General features: G+C 58.2%; 18 protein-coding genes. 14 read left to right on the forward strand and 4 right to left on the reverse strand.

The window, feature by feature from the left end; translation table 11 throughout:
• Positions 1-2: 2 nt before the first annotated feature.
• Genes EP166_RS14420 through atzF form a run of 4 tightly spaced genes read left to right on the forward strand, consistent with a single transcriptional unit; the run spans position 3 to position 5,384 of the window.
• Complete coding sequence (locus tag EP166_RS14420; RefSeq protein WP_127558300.1) at positions 3-1,028, forward strand: ABC transporter permease; 1,026 nt, start codon at positions 3-5, stop codon at positions 1,026-1,028.
• The gene (locus EP166_RS14425) at positions 1,025-1,903 is read left to right on the forward strand and encodes an ABC transporter permease (RefSeq protein WP_127558302.1); all 879 of its coding nucleotides are present in this window, start codon (positions 1,025-1,027) and stop codon (positions 1,901-1,903) included. The genes EP166_RS14420 and EP166_RS14425 overlap by 4 nt, the downstream gene beginning before the upstream one ends.
• Entirely contained in the window at positions 1,903-3,567 is a 1,665-nt protein-coding gene (locus EP166_RS14430) for a dipeptide ABC transporter ATP-binding protein (protein ID WP_246026307.1), read from the forward strand. Before EP166_RS14425 ends, EP166_RS14430 begins: the two co-directional genes overlap by 1 nt.
• The gene (gene atzF / locus EP166_RS14435; protein WP_127558304.1) at positions 3,564-5,384 is read left to right on the forward strand and encodes an allophanate hydrolase; all 1,821 of its coding nucleotides are present in this window, start codon (positions 3,564-3,566) and stop codon (positions 5,382-5,384) included. The genes EP166_RS14430 and atzF overlap by 4 nt, the downstream gene beginning before the upstream one ends.
• 5 nt (positions 5,385-5,389) lie before the next feature.
• Here atzF and EP166_RS14440 read toward each other — a convergent pair whose 3' ends face one another.
• Complete coding sequence (locus EP166_RS14440) at positions 5,390-5,806, reverse strand: hypothetical protein (protein WP_127558306.1); 417 nt, start codon at positions 5,804-5,806, stop codon at positions 5,390-5,392.
• A gap of 465 nt (positions 5,807-6,271) precedes the next feature.
• On the opposite strand from EP166_RS14440, the gene EP166_RS14445 reads away from it, so the two are divergent.
• A complete protein-coding gene (locus EP166_RS14445; RefSeq protein ID WP_127558308.1) occupies positions 6,272-8,026 on the forward strand; it encodes an alpha/beta hydrolase in 1,755 nt (584 codons plus the stop codon).
• Between the two features lie 95 nt (positions 8,027-8,121).
• Here EP166_RS14445 and amt read toward each other — a convergent pair whose 3' ends face one another.
• Entirely contained in the window at positions 8,122-11,523 is a 3,402-nt protein-coding gene (gene amt, locus EP166_RS14450; RefSeq protein ID WP_127558309.1) for an ammonium transporter, read from the reverse strand.
• Between the two features lie 276 nt (positions 11,524-11,799).
• Here amt and EP166_RS14455 point away from each other — a divergent pair, with 276 nt between their 5' ends.
• From EP166_RS14455 to EP166_RS14470, 4 genes are all read left to right on the forward strand, one after another.
• Positions 11,800-12,123, forward strand: coding sequence for a rhodanese-like domain-containing protein (locus EP166_RS14455; protein ID WP_127558311.1), 324 nt, complete (start codon positions 11,800-11,802; stop codon positions 12,121-12,123).
• A 123-nt stretch (positions 12,124-12,246) separates the two neighbouring features.
• A complete protein-coding gene (locus tag EP166_RS14460; RefSeq protein ID WP_127558312.1) occupies positions 12,247-14,070 on the forward strand; it encodes a protein adenylyltransferase SelO in 1,824 nt (607 codons plus the stop codon).
• Positions 14,071-14,226: 156 nt separating this feature from the next.
• A complete protein-coding gene (locus tag EP166_RS14465) occupies positions 14,227-15,060 on the forward strand; it encodes an AraC family transcriptional regulator (RefSeq protein ID WP_127558314.1) in 834 nt (277 codons plus the stop codon).
• A gap of 50 nt (positions 15,061-15,110) precedes the next feature.
• Positions 15,111-15,710, forward strand: a complete 600-nt coding sequence (locus tag EP166_RS14470; protein ID WP_127558316.1) for a LysE family translocator — start codon at positions 15,111-15,113, stop codon at positions 15,708-15,710.
• A gap of 59 nt (positions 15,711-15,769) precedes the next feature.
• On the opposite strand, the gene EP166_RS14475 is transcribed toward EP166_RS14470, so the two are convergent.
• Positions 15,770-16,477, reverse strand: a complete 708-nt coding sequence (locus tag EP166_RS14475; protein ID WP_127558317.1) for an ArsR/SmtB family transcription factor — start codon at positions 16,475-16,477, stop codon at positions 15,770-15,772.
• A 74-nt stretch (positions 16,478-16,551) separates the two neighbouring features.
• Here EP166_RS14475 and EP166_RS14480 point away from each other — a divergent pair, with 74 nt between their 5' ends.
• The 5 genes from EP166_RS14480 (at position 16,552) to msrB (ending at position 20,945) form a co-directional block, all read left to right on the forward strand.
• Entirely contained in the window at positions 16,552-16,899 is a 348-nt protein-coding gene (locus EP166_RS14480; protein WP_127558319.1) for an NIPSNAP family protein, read from the forward strand.
• A complete protein-coding gene (locus tag EP166_RS14485; RefSeq protein ID WP_127558321.1) occupies positions 16,896-17,243 on the forward strand; it encodes an antibiotic biosynthesis monooxygenase family protein in 348 nt (115 codons plus the stop codon). Before EP166_RS14480 ends, EP166_RS14485 begins: the two co-directional genes overlap by 4 nt.
• A gap of 150 nt (positions 17,244-17,393) precedes the next feature.
• Complete coding sequence (locus EP166_RS14490; protein WP_127558323.1) at positions 17,394-18,092, forward strand: response regulator transcription factor; 699 nt, start codon at positions 17,394-17,396, stop codon at positions 18,090-18,092.
• Positions 18,089-19,600 carry a sensor histidine kinase gene (locus EP166_RS14495; protein WP_127558325.1) on the forward strand — a complete coding sequence of 504 codons (1,512 nt, stop codon included), beginning with the start codon at positions 18,089-18,091 and terminating at the stop codon, positions 19,598-19,600. The genes EP166_RS14490 and EP166_RS14495 overlap by 4 nt, the downstream gene beginning before the upstream one ends.
• Positions 19,601-19,706: 106 nt before the next feature.
• A complete protein-coding gene (msrB, locus tag EP166_RS14500; RefSeq protein ID WP_127558327.1) occupies positions 19,707-20,945 on the forward strand; it encodes a peptide-methionine (R)-S-oxide reductase MsrB in 1,239 nt (412 codons plus the stop codon).
• A 75-nt stretch (positions 20,946-21,020) separates the two neighbouring features.
• On the opposite strand, the gene EP166_RS14505 is transcribed toward msrB, so the two are convergent.
• Positions 21,021-21,503, reverse strand: coding sequence for a MarR family winged helix-turn-helix transcriptional regulator (locus EP166_RS14505; protein ID WP_127558329.1), 483 nt, complete (start codon positions 21,501-21,503; stop codon positions 21,021-21,023).
• Between the last annotated feature and the right edge of the window lie 110 nt (positions 21,504-21,613).

The raw sequence follows: 21,613 nt of genomic DNA on the forward strand, positions 1-21,613 counted from the left end.
CTATGAGTGCACCGCTTCGCGCCGTTCTCTGGCGCATTCTGCAAACCGTGCCGGTGGTATTCGGTGTGGTGGTCATCAGTTTCGTGCTGACCCGGGCCTTGCCCGGGGACCCCGCCGTTTATTTCGCCGGCGCCATGGCCGATGCCCAGTCGATCGAGGAAGTGCGCGTTGCACTGGGGCTCGACCAGCCCCTGTGGCGGCAGTTCTTTCTCTACGTGGGGGATTTGCTGCAAGGGGACCTCGGCAATTCTATCTCCACCGGCCAACCGGTATTAACGGACCTGGCCATGCGCTTGCCAGCGTCGCTGGAATTAACCTTAACGGCCTTGTTACTCGCCTGCGCTATTGCCATTCCGCTCGGCGTGCTGGCGGCGGTGCGCCAGGGTTCCTGGGTGGATCATCTGTGTCGGGTATTGGTCACAGCGGGTGTTTCACTGCCTACGTTCTTTACCGGCATTCTGCTGATTTATGTTTTTTATTATCTGCTGGGTATCGCACCTTCGCCGCTCGGCCGGTTGGATTTTATTTATTTTGAACCGCCCCGTGTGACGGGTTTTTACCTGATCGATAGCTTGATTGATGGTGACCCGGAAACCTTTTTTGCAGCATTGCGGCAGCTTATTTTACCGGCCACCACGCTGGCGCTGTTTACACTGGCGCCCATCGCAAGAATGACGCGGGCGTCGATGCTCACGGCTTTGTCGTCTGACTACATTCGCACCGCCCGGGCGGCGGGTTTATCCGGTGCCATGGTGTTGTTCGGCTATGCGTTTCGCAATGCGTTGCTGCCGGTGGTGACCACGCTCGGCATGGTGTTTTCGTTTGTGCTCGGTGCCAATGTGCTGGTGGAAAAAGTCTTCGCCTGGCCGGGCATTGGCTCCTACGCGGTAGAGGCGCTGGTGGTGTCCGATTACGCGGCCATTCAGGGCTTTGTGCTCGCCATGGCCTTGCTGTTTGTGTTTCTGAATCTGGTAATCGATCTGAGCTACACCCTGATCGACCCGCGCATAAGGTTTGCTGCCAAATGACGACTGCCAACCCCATCTCAGTACCCAGCCAGGGCGGCCTGTGGGCGCATTTGATTTATGTGCTGCGGGATAACCCGGTCACGTTGTTGTCGTTCGGGCTGTTCGCGTTTTTTATCGGCTCGGCCTTGTTTGGGCCTTACCTGGTGCCTTACGACCCGCTCGCCACCAATTCAGCCATTGCGCTGCAACCGCCCAACTTCAGCCACTGGTTCGGAACCGACAACCTAGGCCGGGATGTATTCAGCCGGGTGATAGTAGCAACGCGGCTGGACCTGAGCATTTCCATTGCCGCCGTGGCGCTCTCGTTCGTGATCGGCTCGGTGCTCGGTGCCATTGCCGGTTACTGGGGCGGCTGGCTGGATGCCGTGCTGAACCGGGTGTTCGATACCATTATGGCCTTTCCGCTGTTTGTGCTGGCCATGGGCATAGTAGCGGCGCTGGGCAATACCATTGAAAACATCGTCTACGCCACGGCCATTATCAACATTCCGTTTTATGCCCGGCTGGTGCGCGCTGAAGTGAACATTCGGCGTGAATCCGGGTTTGCCTTGGCGGCCCGGCTCTCCGGCAATTCGCACTGGCGGGTGCTGGCGTTTCACATTTTCCCCAACGCCTTGCCACCGATGATGGTGCAGGTGTCACTGAACCTGGGCTGGGCGATTCTGAACGCGGCGGGCCTCTCCTTTATTGGCCTGGGCGTGCGCCCGCCCGAACCCGAGTGGGGCATCATGGTCGCCCAGGGGGCGGACTTTGTGGTCTCCGGCCACTGGTGGGTCGCCTTGTTCCCCGGCCTGTGGCTGATGCTGGCGGTGTTCACCTTCAATTTAATGGGCGACGGCCTGCGCGACATCGTCGACCCACGGCGGAGAACCTGATGATGTTATCAATCAAAGATCTGGCCGTTGGCTTTCGTACCCGGCGCGGTGAAGTGCAGGCGGTGCGCGGCATCAGCCTGGAACTGGCCAAGGGGGAAACCCTGGGCATTGTCGGCGAAAGCGGTTCCGGCAAGTCGGTCACTTCCTTTGCGCTGATGCGCATTCTGGATGCGGGCGGTTCCATTACCGCCGGTGAAGTCACCTACAGCGGTATCGATTTACGCCGCGCCAGCGAAAGGGATTTACGCACCATTCGCGGCCGCGAAATCTCGATGATTTTTCAGAACCCGCGCGCGGCGCTGAACCCGATTCGTAAAGTCGGCCACCAGATAGAAGACGTGCTGCGCCAGCACGCCCGGGCCACGCGCGGCAACGCCCGCGAAAAAGCCATTCAGGCACTGCGCGATGTACGCATTAATGATCCGGAAGCGCGTTACTACGCCTACCCGTTCGAACTCTCGGGTGGCATGTGCCAGCGTATTGTTATCGCCCTGGCACTCGCCTGTGACCCGCGTCTGCTGATTGCCGATGAACCCACCACCGGCCTCGACATCACCACCCAGAAAGCGGTGATGGACCTCAGCCAGGAACTGATTCGGGAGCGCGGCATGGCGTCGATTCTAATCACGCACGATCTTGGCCTCGCCGCACAGTATTGCGACCGCCTGGCGGTGATGAAAGACGGCGAAATCGTCGAAACCGGCCCGGCCGAAGCCGTGTTCGCCAACCCACAACACGATTACACCCGCCGGTTGGTGGAAGCCACGCCAAGGCCGGATGCCAGCGTGCGCAGTCTGCTCCCGGCCGACCGCCGACCACCCGAGTTGGAATACACCCCGAGCGATCAGCCGTTACTGGAAGTGCGCGACCTGCGCAAAACCTTCGCGGGCAAGGCCGGGCCGGTGCACGCGGTGAAAGGCATTTCGTTCACGGTGAACCAGGGCCAGAGCGTTGGGCTGGTGGGCGAAAGCGGCTGCGGCAAATCGACGACGTCGTCGATGCTGGTGCGGCTGCTCGACCCGACCGAGGGGCAGATTCTCTACCAGGGGAATGACCTGGCGCAGATACCCGCCGAACAGTTTGGCAAGCACCCGCTGCGCGGCGATATCCAACTGGTGTTTCAGGACGCGACCGATAGCCTGAACCCCAGGCACAACGCGGGCGATTGCATTGCCGAACCGCTGCGTCGGCTGGCCGGTTTGCGCGGCAAGGCGTTGCGTGAACGCGTTGAGGAACTGGCCGAGTTAACCGGCTTGCCCGCCAACCTGCTCAGCCGGTTTCCGCACCAGCTTTCCGGTGGCCAGAAAGCCCGTGTTGGCATTGCCCGCGCCATCGCACTCGACCCGAAATTCCTGATTCTGGATGAACCGACCGCGGCGCTCGATGTGTCGATTCAGGCGGTCATTCTGAACCTGCTGGCCGACCTGCGTGCGCGCCTGGGCATGAGCTACCTCTTCGTCAGCCACGACCTGAACGTGGTGCGCCTGCTGTGCGATGAAGTGATTGTGATGCAAGACGGCGCCATCGTCGAAGCCGGCCCCGCCGCCCAGGTGATGACGGCACCGGCCCACCCATACACCCGCGCCTTGCTGTCGGCTGCACCCCGACCGCCCGAGCGCGTTTTAGAGACCGAACCCTTAGCCGAGGTGCAAAGCGCCCTATGACTCACACTACTACCCTTCCCCCGTTGGACGACCTACCGTTCACTCTCGCTTCATTGCGCGAGGCGTATGCCTGGGGGACTTACCAACCGGGCCAGATCATCGCCGAGTGTTACCGGCGCCTGCGGGCACTGGACGACCCGGGCATTTTCATTCACTTAATGGACGAAGCCGAAGCGATCAACCTGGCTGAAAGCCTGGGGGCTTACAACCCGGAACAACCGCTCTGGGGCATGCCCTTCGCGGTGAAAGACAACATCGACGTGGCCGGCATGCCCACCACCGCCGCCTGCGCGGCGTTTGAATACGCACCGGCCGAAGATGCCCACGTCGTCGCCTGCCTGCGCGCCGCCGGGGCGATGCCCATTGGCAAAACCAACCTAGACCAGTTCGCCACCGGCCTGGTCGGTGTGCGTTCGCCCTTCCCGCACCCGCGCAATGCCGTAGACCCGGACATCGTGCCCGGTGGGTCATCGTCTGGCTCCGCAGTTGCCGTTGCTCAGGGGTTGGTGCCCTTTTCACTCGGTACCGATACCGCCGGTTCCGGCCGGGTGCCGGCCGCGTTGAATAATCTGGTGGGGTTAAAACCGACACTGGGAGCGATTTCGAACCGGGGTGTGGTGCCCGCCTGTCGCTCGCTGGATTGTGTATCGATTTTCGCACTGAACATCGACGATGCGATGGCGGTATTGAACGTGGCCAACCATTACGATACGGCCGATGCCTACGCCCGGCCGTTAACCCTGCCAACCCACAGCGCACCGCTGCCTAACCCGGTTTTAGGCGTGCCGGATGCCGCCAGCCTGCGTTTCTTCGACGACGCCCTGCAAGCCGAGGCGTTTGCAGCGACGCTGGCGCAACTGGAAACCGAAGGCGCAACGATCGAACGCATCGACTTCACGCCGTTTTATCAGGTGGCCGACTTGCTCTACCACGGCGCCTGGATCGCCGAGCGCACCCTGGTGATTGATGACCTGTTAACACACACACCGGAGGCCGTTCACCCGGTCACCCAGCAGATCATTGAGCCCGGCCAGAAACTGACGGCGATGGATGCGTTCAAGGGTCTGTATCAATTGCAGGCGCTCAGGAAAACCTGTCAGGCCATACTGAAGCGGTTCGACTATCTATGCGTACCGAGCATTCCGACGTTCTACACTACGGCGGACCTCGAAGCCGACCCGATTGGCCCCAACAACCGGCTCGGCACCTACACCAACTTCGTTAACCTGCTCGACCTCTGTGCACTCACCGTGCCCTGCCCACCGCGCAGCGATGGTCGCCCGGGTAGCGTTACCTTTATTGGCACACAAGGCAAAGACACCCAGCTCGCCGCCGAAGGCCAGCGCCTGGAAGCCTGGGCGAAGGTCAGCCCCGGCAATACCGGCTGGCCGTATCAGAGCGGATCTGCTGCACCAGCCACGGCCGCCAGCGACGAACTGGTTCTGGCCGTGTGCGGCGCCCACATGAGTGGCCTGCCGCTGAACCACGAACTCACCTCACGCGGCGGGCGCTTTCTCGAACGCACCGAAACCGCACCGAACTACAAACTGTTCGCGCTGGCCGGTGGCCCGCCTTACCGGCCCGGCATGGTTCGGCAGGAAACCGATGGCGTTGCCGTGGCACTGGAGCTTTGGGCCTTGCCGAAAACGGCGGTGGGGGATTTCATGGCGGGCATTCCGGCGCCGCTGGGTATTGGCACCGTGGTGCTCAGCGATCAACGTCAGGTAAAAGGCTTTATGTGTGAAGCGGCTGGGTTGAGTGGGGCAGAGGATATTTCGGCAATGGGTAGCTGGCGGGTGTTTTTGCAGTCTGCCTGAGTGGGCTAGTCAAAACCACACGCCTGCCGAATCAAGTCGGGGTAACCCTGTTCAAATTCATTAGCGGGAGGCAGGTGGGCTTGCCAGGCTCGCACCAGTAACTGACGAACGTGTGCGGCATCCTGCAGTCGCGTTTCCACGCTGGTGTCTGGCAATACCAGGCTGACGTCAGTCGCGTCAGAGGCATTCATCGATTGGCGGGCCAATTGTTCGAAGCGGTGCAACTGCTGCGTAAAATCGAACGTCTGGGGGGCAACCCGAACCACCCAGGGCGCTACGCCGTAATGGAGGTTGGCGGAACCGTCCGGGAACAGCGTCAGCCGGCATTCGCCGGGCGGCATGAACAGGTCAAACGGCCTACTACCGGCCCCTTCACTGGCGCCCGCTGTTGTGAACAGTGCCAGCCCTGCAACCAGTGGCAAACACCGCCTGCCAATTCTCAGAGCACGGTTCTCTTTACTCTCACGCCTGCCTTGCCTGTCATGTCGCATGGCTAATCTACGCTCCCTGGTAAGGGTATAGGGGCTGGGTCCATGTGCTTGGCCCGCCGAAGGCGGTCATTCACCGCCGCCTTAAAGACCATGTTATACCCTAAAAGGATACTATCTAAATTGATGCTGTCTGAATGACTGCTAACTGCATAGCTAGAACAGCGGCCCATCAACCCGGCAACTGGCGCTGCGTCTCTGTGAAATTCCTCCAACAAACAGCTGGTTCGGACGCTCTGACTCTCTGTAAGCCATGTAATCATCCTCTTAATTCCACCATGCGAAACCATATTCTGTTTTAGTAGACATTACAAAACCGTTTCGGTATACCTGTGCCGAACTCGATTTCGAAGATATTCGAACTCAATAACGACAAAAAACGAAAATCAGGAACCTGCTATGTCTACAACCCTAAGAACGGCCCTGATCGGCATCGTGCTGATTCTGCTCGGTGGCTTTCTCGCCAATCGCATTCAAACCGTCTCTGGAGAGGTGGATGTCAGCACCGTCCGCTTTGCCGGTAACAACGGGTTGATCACCCACGCACGGCTTTACGTGCCGAACGGGGTCACCAATGACAACCCGGCCCCGGGCATCGTGGCCATTCACGGCTACATCAACAGCAATGAAACCCAGTCGGGCTTTGCCATTGAGTTTGCTCGTCGGGGCTATGTGGTGTTGGCACCCGACCAGACCGGTCACGGGTATTCAGACGCACCCGCCTTCGCCAACGGCTTTGGCGGTATGGATGCACTCGCTTACATGCAAACCCTGCCGTTTGTGGATACCGACAACATCGGTCTTGAAGGTCACTCGATGGGCGGCTGGTCGTCACTGGTCGCCGCCTCTGTCATGCCCGATGCCTATAAGTCGATCGTAATTGAAGGGTCGTCGACCGGTACCTTTGGCGCACCTGACGGCACCGCCACCTGGCCCCGCAACCTGGCTGTGGTGTTTTCGGCGTACGATGAGTTTTCGCAATTGATGTGGGGCGTAGAAATTCCGACTGACATCCGCTCGACCGACAAACTGAAGACGCTGTTCAATACCGATGAAACCATTGAACCTGGCAAGCTCTATGGCGATATCGACGCCGGTACCGCCCGCATTCTGTACCAGCCACCGGTCACTCACCCGGGGGATCACCTGTCGACCGAAGCCATTGGCTACGCCATCGACTGGTTCGATCGCACACTGGAAGGCGGGCAACCCATTCCCGCGTCCGACCAAATCTGGATGTGGAAAGAACTGGGTACCTTGCTGGCGCTGATCGGCATGGTCTTGCTGATTCCTGCGATCATCCCTGCGCTTGCCAACACGGCGCCTTTTCAGTCGCTTCAGGGCACCCCTGCCGAACCGAAACCCATTGTCGACGGCGGCTGGTGGATTGGCGCTCTGGTGTTCATGACGCTGCCGGTCGTGACGTTGTTTCCGTTCAAGGGGTTCAGTGAAGCCTGGGGCTGGCAGGCCAGTGCCTGGCTGCCGCAAAACATCACCACTCAGGTGATGGTGTGGGCGCTGGGGGTTGGCATCATTTCCCTGGTTTTGTTCATGGTCTGGCACGCACTGTTGAACCGGCAAACCGGTGCAACGGCACGCCACTATGGCTTGGCCACTGGCCAGGGTTTCTCGTTTTCGGTCGTGATCCGCTCGCTGGGTCTGGCGTTGGCGGTGGTCGGCGTGCTGTATGCGTCACTGATCGCCACGGCCTATGTGTTTGATACCGACTACCGGTTCTGGGTATTCGCCATCAAGCCGCTGAGCGCGTTGCAGCTGCGCATTGCGCTGGTCTATGCCATTCCCTTCTGCCTGTTCTTTACCGTGGTCGGCATTCTGCTGCATGGCCAGTTGCGTAAAGGAGACTGGAGCTTCCGGCGGGAATTGTTCGTTAACTGGGTATTGCTGATGGGCGGATACGCTGTGCTACTGATCGTTCAGTACACGCCGTTATTCCTGGGTGGCAGCATGACCATTGCGTCTGAACCGCTGTGGACCATCATCGCCTTCCAGTTCCTGCCGCTGATGACCATTGCTGCCCTGGTGTTTACCGTGGCCTACCGGACCACCGGGACGGTGTATACCGGTGCGTTCATTAACGGCCTCCTGGTAACCGGAGTCGTGGTCGCCAGCCAGGCGACTCACTACGCGTTCTGAGGGCCAATGGCCTGATTAAGCCGTAACACCTGCCTAACAAACTGCGCCCCCGGAACCGTGCTTCCGGGGGCGTACCTTGCTAACAGCCCGGATGCTCAGCGCGGCATCATTCTGACATCACTCAAACTCGCCAGTGGCATGGGTTTGCCCAGATGAAACCCTTGCGCAAAGTTGATGCCGAGTCGGCAAAGTTCATCCCGAATGTCGGCCGATTCAACGAACTCGGCGATGGTTTTCAGCCCCATTTCCTGCCCAATGTTATTGATGGAAGCCACCATGACGTTGGCCGCTGAGTCGTTGCATATGTCTTTGACAAAAACACCATCAATTTTGATGTAGTCCACCGGCAAGTTCTTCAGATAACCAAATGAAGACACCCCGGAACCAAAGTCGTCCAACGAAAACTCACACCCTATGGCGTTCAATGTCGCCATAAAATGGAGCGCACTGCTCAGGTTGGCGATCGCACTGGTTTCGGTAATTTCAAAACAGACCGATTCCGGTGGCACCTGGTGGTGCTCCATCAACTGCAAGACAAACGTCAGAAACTCAGGGTTGGTTAGTGAATCGGCCGTTAGGTTAATGGAGTAGTGGCCAGGGGACTGGCGTTTCCGGCGATGGTAGTCGCCGATCCAGGCTAGAATATTGGAGACGACCCAGCGGTCGATGGCGGTGGCCACGTTGTAACGCTCCGCCGCTGGCATAAAGGCACCCGGGGGAACGATGGTGCCACGGGTATCCAGCATGCGCACCAGCACTTCGTAGCGAGGAATGGTTTTACCGTCTGCCTTGAGTGGGACAATCGGTTGCACGTACAAACGGAGGCGATCATTATCCAGTGCTGAATGGATCCGGTTTACCCATTGCATTTCATCCTTGCGCTCCAGCAGTTGGCTGTCGTCGGGCTCGAACAGGTGCACCCGGTTGCGCCCCGCTTCCTTGGCGGCATAACAGGCCGCATCGGCTGCACTCAGCAACGGCGCCAGGCTCATGCCATGGTCACTTACGGGTACCAGCCCAATGCTAACGCCCACCGCGAAGGACTGATTGCTCCAGAAAAACCGAAAATCCATCACCAGTTCGCGAATGCTTTCAGCAACGTGCAAGGCCTCTTCCACGTCACACCGGTACAGCAGAATTCCGAATTCATCACCGCCCAGGCGAGCAAGCACATCGACATCCCTGACCCGGCTGCGGAACAGCGCCGCAAGCTGTCGCAGCAGTTCATCCCCGGCGATGTGTCCGCAGGTGTCATTGACGACCTTGAACTGATCCAGATCGAGGTAACACATGACGTGCGAGTGTTCGGTTTCCTGCGCATCGGACAACAAGGTGGCCAGAATGCGTTCAAATTCAGTGCGGTTAATCAACCCGGTCAGGGCATCGTGTGACGCCTGATAACTGAGATCCCGGGCCAGTTGGCGCGGTATGGTGATGTCACTGAAGGTGAGCACAGCGCCAATCAGCCGGCCTTCGGAATCGCGAATCGGGGCGGCGGCATCCTGAACGGAAATGCTCTTGCCATCCCGGCGGTGCAAGGCACGATGAACCGCGCTGGTGTTACCCCTGTTGTTGGCCGAACGTCGCATCAACCGGGATACCGGATTTTCCAGTGGTTCACCGGTTACCTCATTCACCAGTTCATACACGTCGGTCAGGGGTTGGCCGGCGGCGTCCGCCATCGGCCAGCCGGTTAGCTCTTCGGCGACCGGGTTCATATAGGTGATTCGACCGGCTCTGTCGGTGGTGATCACACCATCGGCCACGGCCGCCAGTGTCACCTGGGCCAGATTTTTTTCGGTGTACAACTGGTCTTCCATCCGGCGCCGTTCGGTAATGTCCCGCACGATGCCGGTATAGTGACCGGGCCCTTCGTCGGTACCCAGCGTTACCGTTAGTTCGGCCAAAAAGGTGCTGCCGTCCCAGCGACGACACTGAACTTCCTGCCGGGTCTCTCCACCCGGTAGTGGCAAGAGGGTTTCGGGCCGCCAGTTGTCTTCGACCAGTAGCTGGTGCAGGCGCACTGTCCCGGTTTCTCCCGGCAAGGCAAACAACCGCTGAGAACCCGGATTAAAACTGGTCAACAAGCCGTCGGCCTGAAAGGTAACAATGCCATCTCGAATGTCGCGCACAATTGCCTGGGTTTTCTCCACCGCCAGGCCCAGCGCACGAATCACCCGGTTATACTGACTGGCAATCTGACCCACTTCCGTAAAGGGTTCGACGGGCACTTCACCGTGAAAATCACCGGCGCGGGCATCGCCCTCCATGTGCTCCAGCAATTCAATCAGTTCGGTGCGGGTACCGTGTTCGGAAATATTCAGGCCCAACCGTTCCGCCTCCGGTGTAACCCGCAACGGTATGCGCCGCTTCATCAGCCACAACATCAGGTAGGCAACACCAAAGCTCCAGGCGGCACACACCAGAATGCCTTTCAACTGCACCAGTAATTGGCCAGCGACGCTCAGCCCAGTACCCAGTAGCTCGGGGTCACCAAACAACGCCACCGCCAGCGTGCCCCAGATACCGGCGGCTAGATGCACGGGCACGGCGCCGACGGCATCGTCCAGGCGCCATCGCAGCAGGGCGTATTCAGTCACTTTCATGACTAGCCCACCAACGGCTCCAATCAACACCGCATCAGGCGCAGAAATAGCGTGAGCGCTGGCCGTCACCGCCACCAGTCCGGCCAACAGGCCGTTGATGGGTTGAATGGCATCGGTGAAGCCGCGCAGGCGCCAGTTCAACGCAATAACCACCGCGACTCCGGCCACCCCGCCCAACAAGGTGTTGACCACAATGCCAGGTACTGCCGCGTTCGCGCTGAGCGTGCTGCCACCATTGAAACCAAACCAGCCAAAAAACAACAACAGAGCACCGAGCATGGCCATGGGCAGGTTGGAGCCGGGAATCGTAAGAGACGGGTCATCCTGGTCGAAACGTCCTGAACGCGGGCCAATCAGCATAAGCACCGCCAGTGCAACCCACCCGCCAACGCTGTGCACCACTGTCGCGCCAGCAAAGTCAACAAAGCCGGCCGCGCCCAACCAACCCTGGCCATCGGTAAAACTGCCCGCCCAGACCCAATGCCCGAACACCGGGTATATAAGCCCGGCCACCAAAGCCCCCAGGGTGAGGTAAACGCCAAATCGCAACCGTTCTGCGGTCGCCCCGGAGATGATGGTGACCGAGGTGGCGCAGAACATGGCCTGAAACAGGAAGAAGGCCGACAACCAGGCATCGGTATGCCCAACATCGGGTAAAAAGTGGCTGGAGCCCAGCCAACCGGTCTGGCTGAGCCCAAACATGATGCCAAACCCATACAGCCAGTAGAGCAATACCGACAACGCAAAATCCGCCATGTTTTTTAGCGCGACGTTAATGGCATTCTTGCTGCGGGTAAGGCCGGCCTCCAGGCACAGGAAACCCAGCTGCATGTTGAAGACCAGGGCTGAACACAGCACCAGCCAGAAGACATCGAGAAGAGGTTTTTCCATGAAGCGGCTACCTAACCAGCGGTTGCATCATTAACCCTCAGTAATACAAGGCTCCGGATCAAACCCTGTTCTAGCAAGATTCAAACCATCCGAAAACACCTGCAGTGGTGATCGGCCATGCCCTTTTCGACCCCCGATGCACCAGGGTGTGGCATTCATAGCGCCGCGCACTAAAAAGCAGCCTGTTGATGTCAATCGGGCGCCTTTGGGAGGTATGATGGTGGTGCAACCGGGTTCTGCGCCCGCCCCCCTTTTACTGAAGAGAAAACGGTGACAATGCACAACGTAACAGCGCTCGAACTGGCGACATGGTTGAACGATGCGGCCCAGGACACCCCCGTGCTGCTCGACGTACGAGAGCCCTGGGAATTTGAGACCTGCCGGATAGACGGGTCGGTGGCAATGCCTATGAATTCTGTGCCGGATAAGCTGCCAGAACTGGACACCCAAGCGCCTATCGTTTGCATCTGCCATCATGGCGTGCGCAGCAGGCAAGTCGCGATGTATCTGGAGCAGCAGGGAATCATCAACGTTTACAATCTGACCGGTGGCGTGCATGCCTGGGCTCTGGAAGTCGACACCGCCATGCCGACGTACTGATGGGTTGTAAAAACGGCCTGCCAAACCCATTCAACAGGTAAAGCAGATGAAAACGGCGTGCTGTTCCCCGGGCCTCGCGTGTCTGAGTTTGCCCGGTTCATTCAAGTAACGAGGAGCGTTGCCATGCCAACCAATGATTCGATTCCTACTCAGCAGACCCCACCTGGCACACCAGCCACGGCGGTCGTTGAAGGCGGGCAGCAATCCGGCCCTGCATTGGGTTCAACGCTCAATCATCTGGCGGAGCTGGCAGACTATACGCTGATGGATTCGCTCAATGCCGATCCGGATGCGAAAGCAGACGGAGCCGACCAAGCGCCGCGGCAAGTGTTCTCGGGCCACTATGTGCCCGTGGTGCCAACGCCGATCGAAAACCCCGAGTACGTCGCCCACAGCAAGACGCTGTTCCACGAACTCGGCCTCGCCGACAGCCTGGCTGAATCGCCCGACTTCATGGCCATGTTCTCGGGCAATCTGACCCGGGTTCCGGAGCCACTGCGTAAGGTGGGTTGGGCGACTGGCTATGCGCTGTCGATCTACGGCACCGAATATTACCAGCAGTGCCCTTTTCAGACCGGGAACGGCTATGGCGACGGGCGTGCGGTGTCTGTACTCGAAGCCGTAGCCAACGGCAAACGCTGGGAAATGCAGTTGAAAGGCGGCGGGCGTACACCCTATTGCCGGGGTGCCGATGGTCGGGCGGTGTTGCGCTCCAGCGTTCGGGAATTTCTGGCGCAGGAACACATGCATGCGCTCGGGGTGCCCACGTCACGATCACTCAGTTTGTACGTTTCCAAAACCGAACAGGTCCGCCGGCCCTGGTATTCGGAGGGATCTCGTTCCGAGAACCCGGACATACTGGTGCAGGAACCCGTCGCTATTTCCACACGGGTGGCACCCTCTTTTATTCGGGTCGGCCAGCTCGAATTGTTCGGGCGTCGCGCGCGCAAGAACGAACACCCAAACGCCATGGCAGAACTCGAACAACTGGTGTTGCACCTGATCGATCGGGAATACCCCGGCGAGATCGACCCGGGACTGAGTACCTCCGAAAAAGTCGTGTCACTGGCTCGCTTGTTCCGCGCCCGGCTTACCCGGCTCGTGGCCAACTGGATTAGAGTTGGCTACTGCCAGGGCAACTTCAACAGCGATAACTGCGCCGCCGGCGGCTTCACACTCGACTACGGCCCGTTCGGTTTCTGCGATGCGTTCGACCCAATGTTTCAGCCCTGGACGGGCGGTGGTCAACACTTCTCGTTCCTGAACCAACCCGCCGCCGCAGAACGCAACTTTTACTCGTTTTGCTCAGCCCTGCAGCCACTGCTGGTATCGGACCAGGACAGCCTGAAACAACTGATTGATGTTCACCATGAGTTCCCGGCGGTCATGCAAGCCGAACTTGCAACCATGTGGGCCGCCAAACTGGGGTTACCCGCCTTCGACGAGCCATTGTTCAAAGAACTGATATCGCTGATGGCGCAAACCCCGGTCGATTACACCCTCTTCTTCCGTGAATTGTCGTCACTGCCCGGCGACATCGCTGCTCTGAAAAACAGCTTTTACAACGAAACAGACAGTGCCGGGCCCGCGATGGGATCCCTGTATGCGACCGACCCGGAAGGCATGGACAAGCGCTGGTCACAGTGGCTTGCCCAATGGCAGTCACTCCTCAGCAGCGGGTCTGACCATACGCCGCCCCGTTCCCGTGAAGACATTACGCGGCACATGAAACTCGCCAACCCGAAATACACCCTGCGGGAATGGTTTGTGGTGCCTGCCTATCAGCAAGCGAGGCAAGGCGACTACACGCTGTTGCATGAACTTCAGGAAGTGATGACTCAGCCATACGCCGAACAATCGAGTGCCGTAGAGGAAAAGTACTACCGGCTCAAACCGGAACAGTACTTTGAAGCCGGTGGCTGGTCGCACTACAGCTGTTCATCGTAACGGTTAACCCTAGCTCAGACAGACCGGTAGAGACCTTTAACCGGCTTAGGCTATCCGCTTCAGTTCAGCAATTTCATTCTAGCTCGTTAACCACATGCCCCACTACAATGGGCACCATAGCTTAAGGCAGCTCATGATGCGGATGGGGCAGCGACGATGACCAACCAAGACAACCAGTTCTGCTATACCAAAAGTCGTCAACTGGATCAGGTGACGGTTTTGCAGGCGCAGATGAATGACTTCTCGTATGGCAAGCACGCCCATGAGGAGTATTCATTCGGTGTGACATTGGCCGGACGTCAGGACTTTTTCAGCCAAGGTACCTACCACCGCAGCCTGCCCGGCAACATCATTGTGTTTAACCCCGGGGAGGTACACGACGGCCGCTCAGGTGTGGACGATACCTTGCGTTACCGGATGGTCTACATCCACCCCGATCAGTTGGAGCCGATGCTGACAGCCGCCGGCGTCAGACAGAGCGGTCATTTTCACATTGCCCATACCTTGATCAACGACACCCTACTGCGCCATCGCATCCTTGCGTTGTCGCAGTTGGTGGAGCACCAAACCGGCAACAAGTTACAGCTGGAGTGCGAGCTGTATCAGTTGGCGGCCCGTGTTGCCCAGTGCCACGGCCAGTATTCGCCATACCGGGAAGTGCGCAAGGTAGATCGTTTGCTGATACGGGCGAAAGAGTATATTCACGCCCATCTGCTGGACGACCTGTCACTGGATGTGATCAGCCAGAAAGCAACGCTCTCGAAATACCATTTCCTGCGGATGTTCCGCCAGCAGTATGGCATGACGCCTTACCAGTACATGGTCAACTGCCGACTCAACAAGGCACGCGAGGCATTGGAAGCGGGCAAAGCGGTTGATGATGTGATGTTTGAGTATGGTTTCAGTGACATGAGCCATTTCAACCGGCGTTTTAAACCGATCTACGGTATGACACCACGGCAGTACCAGCAGCACTTTATCGACAAGTAAGTCGTTACCCGCCTTTCACACACTTCATTACTGACTTCCAGGGTTTCACAATGGTTGAAATACTCGCGTACGCGCTCGGCATTATGTACTCCCCCGGCCCGGTCAATATTATCAGCCTGAATGCCGGCCTGCAGGGGCACAACCGCTTACTGTTTTGTGTCGGCGTAGGCTGCGCCATGCTGTCGTTGTTCTTACTGTTTGGTTATACCGGTGCCTGGCTGGTCACCCCTCGTTATCAGGTGCTGGTCAGCCTGGCAGGCTCGGTTTATATCGCTTACCTGGCTTACAAAGTCGCCCGCGCCAGTGTCTCGATAAACACGACGTCACTCGCGCCAGATCAAACGCTGAATTTCAGTTCCGGCCTGTTCATGCAGCTGCTGAATCCCAAATCGTTTGTTGCCATCGTGCCGATCGTTACTGTTCAGTTTCCGGCAGCGGGCATTGAGGGTTGGGCAATCCTGTTCTGGTCTGTGCTACTGGCGACGCTGGCGTTCGGTGCGCCGACCACCTATATGCTGATGGGTAAACGTCTGGGCAAACGCATTCACCGGTCGAGCTATTTGCGTCTACTGAATTTGGCGATGGCATTACTGCTGTTGTATGTCGCGATCGATATTGCCTACCGCCCCATTTACTTACTGTGGGTCTAACCAGACATGCGGGGCCAGAAACAGGGCTAACGGAGCCAATCGCGACTCGTCAGATAACGCTATCGAATGGCCTCGATTGAGGCGCACTGGGGTACCAGCAGCGCCTGCAGTGCCAGCTCACCCCGGTCGCTGAATACGATGGCGCGGGAACCTTTCTCCCGCTTCGCCCAGCCAAGCTCCTGTATTCGGACCAGCAGAGCAGCACCCAAAGCACCCGCTAAATGATGCCTGCGCTCACTCCAATCGAGGCAGGCTCTGCAAAAAGAGCGTTTTGCCGTGGCAACTCGGTCGGTATCAATATCCAGCTGGTGAAACCATACCCGCCCCTGAGCAGTCATGCCCAGCCCTCCCTGGTGTTGTTGAAGCACGCCTATCTGAAGCAACCCTTCATACACCTGAACCCCCAGTTCGCCCGCAAGATGGTCGTAACAAACACGGGCTTTGCGCAGGGCCGGTTCGCGCGGGCTCGTCAGTCTGGGAGGCTCGTCGTTTCGAACAGACAGACCCATCAGTGATTCAAGCAGGTAAGCCACTTTAGACCCGGCGAGCCGAAAATAGCGGTGACGCCCCTGCCGATCTACCTTGAGTAATTCAGCATCCAACAGCTTGCCCAGGTGAAAACTGAGGGTTTGCTTAGTGACACCCGCTATGTCTGCCAGTTCAGTCGCCGTTAGCGCTCGACCCGACATTAACGCAGTGAGAACTTCGGCCCGGGCGTTACCACCAATAAGGGCGGCCACGCGCACAATGTTAGGGCCTTCACTCATGGTTCGACCCAGCTCGAACCATCGGAAATCGACAAGACGCTACCATAGCTGTCACCCTTTGAAGGAGAAAGTACATGAGTATTACCTGCATAATCCGCTATGAAATCGACCCGTTCCAACGCGATGCGTTCAAAGAATACGCTGAAAACTGGGGGCGGACCATCCCCCGGTGCGGCGGTCACCTGGTTGGCTACTTTCTTCCCTATGAGGGCACAAACAACATTGCCTGGGGGCTGATCGCGTTCGACAGCCTGGCGCACTACGAAGCTTACCGGGCCCGGTTGAAAGCGGATGCAGAGGGGCACTCAAACTTCACGCTGGCCCAGAAGCGTCAGTTTATTCTCAAGGAGGAACGCACTTTCGTCGAGACAGTAGACGGCACGTTTGGCATGGCACCTGTCATCGCTGGAGGTGCTGCATGATAGCGGTCATCTTTGAGGTTCTGCCGCATGCGAATCGTAAACAAGACTATCTCGACACCGCCAGTGCATTGCGCCCGCATTTGGAAAGCATGGACGGTTTTCTGTCGATAGAGCGTTTCCAAAGCCTCACGGAGTCAGACAAAATCCTGTCGCTCTCATTCTGGCGGGATGAGGAAGCCGTGAAACAATGGCGGACATTTGAACGCCATAGAGCCGCCCAAAGCGAAGGGCGGCAGCGTATATTTGCCGATTACCGACTGCGCGTTGCAACGGTTATTCGGGATTACGGCATGGAGGACCGAGACGAGGCACCTGAGGATTCACGCTCTTTTATGGATCGATAGCACACAGTGACAAAGACCGGGTAACGAGTGTCTGGTGACCATCATGCTGACGCTGGAAAGTAGTGCTATTGTTTCCCGCGCGTTATGCTGCCAACAAGAATGAATACGGGCTATGACCTGAACAACAGACCAACCACTAGACAGGCTCTGATGAAACGCACGGTACTGATCATTGAAGATACAACCGACATTGCTCAACTGGTGCGTATGCACCTGGAGGATCTCGACTGTACCGTGCTGGTTGAAGACCGGGGTGATACTGGTCTGGCCCGTTTCCGGGAAGGCGGCATCGACCTGGTGATACTGGATCTGATGCTGCCAGGCATGGATGGCCTCTCGGTGTGCCGGGAGATTCGCACTCTGCCGGGGTATACGCCGGTGTTGATGCTGACCGCCCGCACGTCGGAGCTGGACCGGGTACTGGGGCTGGAGATGGGCGCTGATGATTACCTGACCAAGCCGTTCAGTGTGGCCGAGCTGACGGCCCGGGTAAAAGCCCTGTTCCGCCGGGTCGATGCCTTGTCGCAACCGGCTAAAGCGCCAGACACAGACATCGTGGTGCGTGATCAGCTTCGGCTCGACCCCTCCAAACGCCGTGTCTGGATCGCCGATGCCGAGGTGGAACTGACCGCACGGGAATTTGACCTGCTGCTGCATTTCGCCAGCCACCCGGGGCAGGTGTTCAGTCGCCTGCAATTGCTCGATGCCGTGTGGGGTTATAATCACGAAGGCTATGAGCATACGGTTAACACCCACATCAATCGCCTGCGCGGCAAAATAGAAACCGACCTCACCCACCCGCATTACATTGAGACCGTCTGGGGCGTCGGCTACCGGTTCCGCGAATGAATAATCCGTTCAAGTTGCTCCGCAGCCTCTATGCCCGCCTGGCGCTCGGCCTGTTTGTGTTGTTGATTGTGGTCGGCCTGGTGTACACCGCCATCAGCCTGGTGGCGCTGCGCAGTTACCAGGCATCGGTCAATCAGGAGCTGAACCGCAACCTGGCGATGAATCTGGTGGCCGACCAGAACCTGGTCGCTAACGGGGAGCTGAATTTCGATGAACTGGATAACCTGTTCTCGCTGTACATGTCGATCAACCCCAGCATCGAGATCTACCTGATCAACCCGGAAGGCCGCATTCTGTCGTACTCGGCAGACCCCGATAAGATCAAACGCAACAGCGTGTCGATGGCGCCCATCCTGCGCCTACTGTCAAACCCCGATGCCTATCCCCTGCTGGGTGACGACCCGCGCAGCCACGACCGGCAAAAAGTGTTCTCGGTGACGCCGGTTCCCTCGGCCGACAACGTGGAAGGCTACCTCTATGTGGTGTTGCGCGGTGAAGAGTACGATTCCGCCGAACTGATGGCCCGGGAAAGCCAGTTTTTCATCATCAGCGCCTGGGCTGTGGCGGTCAGTCTGGGCATCGGGTTACTGGCCGGGCTGGCGGTGTTTCATGTGCTTACCCGCCGACTGAAGCGTCTGGCGGATCGCGTCGATCACTTCCAGAACCAGCTGGCCTCCGACACCCCCCGATTGCCAACGCCGGCCGGTGATGAAATCGACACCCTGGCGTTAACGTTCGAGCGCATGTCGACGCGCATTACCCTGCAACTGGACCAGTTGCAGGAGAAAGACGCGTTGCGGCGTCAGCTGGTGGCTCAGGTATCGCATGATCTGCGCACACCGCTCGCCAGCTTGCAGGGATATGTCGAAAGCCTGCTGATCAAACGCGACCACCTGAGTGAGGAAGAACAGCGGCGCTTTCTGACCATCGCCCTGAACGAATCCCGCCGGCTCGGCCGTCTGATTGACGAATTGTTTGAACTGGCCGCTCTGGAAGCCCGGGAGAAGCAGCCTGAGCCAGAGCCCTTCTCACTGCCAGAGCTGATTCACGATGTGACTCACAAACACCAGCCAGCCGCCGCCAACCGATCCATTGAGCTGAACATCGAAGGCGATTTGGCGTTGCCCATGGCGTACGCTGATCTGGGCATGACCGAGCGTGTGCTGGACAACCTGATCAGCAACGCCATGGACCACACACCGGACAACGGACGCATCGAACTCACACTGGCACAAGCGGATGAGGCTGTGTCTGTGACGGTACACGACACCGGCCCCGGTATTGCCCCGGAAGATTTGCCGTTCATTTTTGACGCGTTTCACCGCGGCTCATCCGAGCGAAGCTCGGCCCATGCCGGGCTCGGGCTCGCCATTGCCCGGCGCATTATGATGCTGCAGCACGGCAGCATCAGTGCCGGCAACCACCACGACGCAGGCGCAGAGTTCGTGGTGACGTTGCCGCTGGCAGCCACACTCATGGCGCCTTCCAACAACCATAACGGTTCGTGATACTTTTGTTATAAACAACAGACTTCCCTGTGAACCTTTGCCTGCAGACTGTCTTTCGTGAAACAGGACATCCCTTCTTCTGCCCAAGGCCAACGAGGTACACAGTATGAAACAGACACTACTCTATTCAGGCTTACTGATCGCCATGACCTTCTCCGGTATTCAGGTGGCGGCCAGTAACCATTCAGACCATAACAGCCAGTATGCCCCGAACGACCCGTCGCTGGCGGTCGCCACCTTTGCAGGCGGCTGTTTCTGGTGCGTTGAGGCCGGCTTCGAGGCATTGCCCGGTGTCGCTGAAGCGGTCTCCGGCTACACCGGTGGATCGGAAATGAACCCGAGCTACAAAGACGTCTCCGGTGGCCGTACCGGTCACACCGAAGCGGTTCAGGTCTACTACGACCCGGACGTCATCACCTATGAAGGGCTGCTGCAAGGCTTGTGGCGCATGATGGACCCGACCGATGCCAACGGTCAGTTTGTGGACCGGGGTGCCCAGTACCGCCCGGGTATTTTTTACCACACGCCCGAGCAACAGACGCTGGCCCAGGAAGCAAAACAGGCCCTGATTGCGGAAGACCGCTATGAAAAGCCGGTCATTATTGAGATCGAGCCGTTTGAGGTGTTCTACGATGCCGAGGAATACCATCAGGATTACCACACCGAGAACCCGATCCGGTACAAGTTCTATACCCACAATTCCGGTCGGTATCAGTTTATCGATGCCGTCTGGGGTGAGGAACGATACATCGACTATAGCCAGTTCCGGCCCATGGATATGAGTAACACGGACGATATGGGCGAAATGGACAGTATGGACGGCATGGATGACATGGACAACATGGATGGCATGGACAGCATGGATATGAGTGCCGGTCCCGGCTTCAACGCCGCCACCTTCACCAAACCGAGTGAGCAGGTGCTTGAACAACGGCTGTCGGACATCCAGTTCAAAGTCACTCAGGAAGACGGCACCGAACGCGCGTTCAACAACGTCTATTGGGATGAAAAGCGCGAAGGACTCTATGTGGATATCGTCTCGGGTGAGCCGTTGTTTTCATCGCGCGATAAGTACAAATCCGGCACCGGCTGGCCAAGCTTTACTCAACCCATCTCTTCAGACGTGGTGACTGAGCATGAAGACAGAGGGTTGTTTTCAGTGCGTACCGAAATACGCAGCCGCTACGCCGACTCCCACCTCGGCCATGTATTCACCGACGGCCCCCAGCCAACCGGCCTGCGCTATTGCATGAACTCGGCAGCGCTGCGATTCATTCCGAAGTCAGAGATGGAAGCGGAGGGGTATGGTGAGTATGTAGAATTGATCGAGCCGCCCATTTCCTGAGTGCCTGATAAGCCTGGTTAACTGCCAGTGTCGATAGGGTTCTAAAACCGGTCGGCACTGGTACCTTTCTCAGCCTCATTCAAACCCTTTCAGAAACGTTCTCAACAAATCGTCCAGCTGTTCCCGCTGTTCGTCGGTCAACGCGGCAGCGAGTTTCGCTTGTGTCTGCACATGCTCCGTTACCGCCTCATCAATAAGGCGATGCCCTTCCGGTGACAGCGAAATCAGAAAGCCGCGCCCGTCGTCCGGGTTCTTGACCCGGTCGATCAGCCCGGTCTTTTGCAACTGGTCGATGCGATGGGTCATCGTACCCGAGGTGACCATTGTCGATTCCATCAGCTCGCCCGGCGACAGCGCATAGGGCGGCCCTGAGCGGCGAAGGGTGGCCAGAACGTCAAAACTGGCGCCGTTGAGGCCGTACGCCGACCAGGTTTTTTCCATGCCGCGCATCAGGTGCTGCTGCAACCGTTTAATCCGCCCCAGTGTGCCCATGGCTGCGACATCGAGGTCCGGGCGCTCCCGGTGCCATTGCGAGAGAATGTTGTCTACTTGATCCATACCGCCAGTATCGCGCTGATTTATCTTGACGTCAAACTACAAGGCATTTATCTTGATATCAAGACATAATTAGAGGACGACACTCATGACCGCTTTTTCCGGGACCACGG

The sequence above is a fragment of the Saccharospirillum alexandrii genome, from assembly GCF_004000275.1.
GTDB classification, from domain to species: domain Bacteria; phylum Pseudomonadota; class Gammaproteobacteria; order Pseudomonadales; family Natronospirillaceae; genus Saccharospirillum; species Saccharospirillum alexandrii.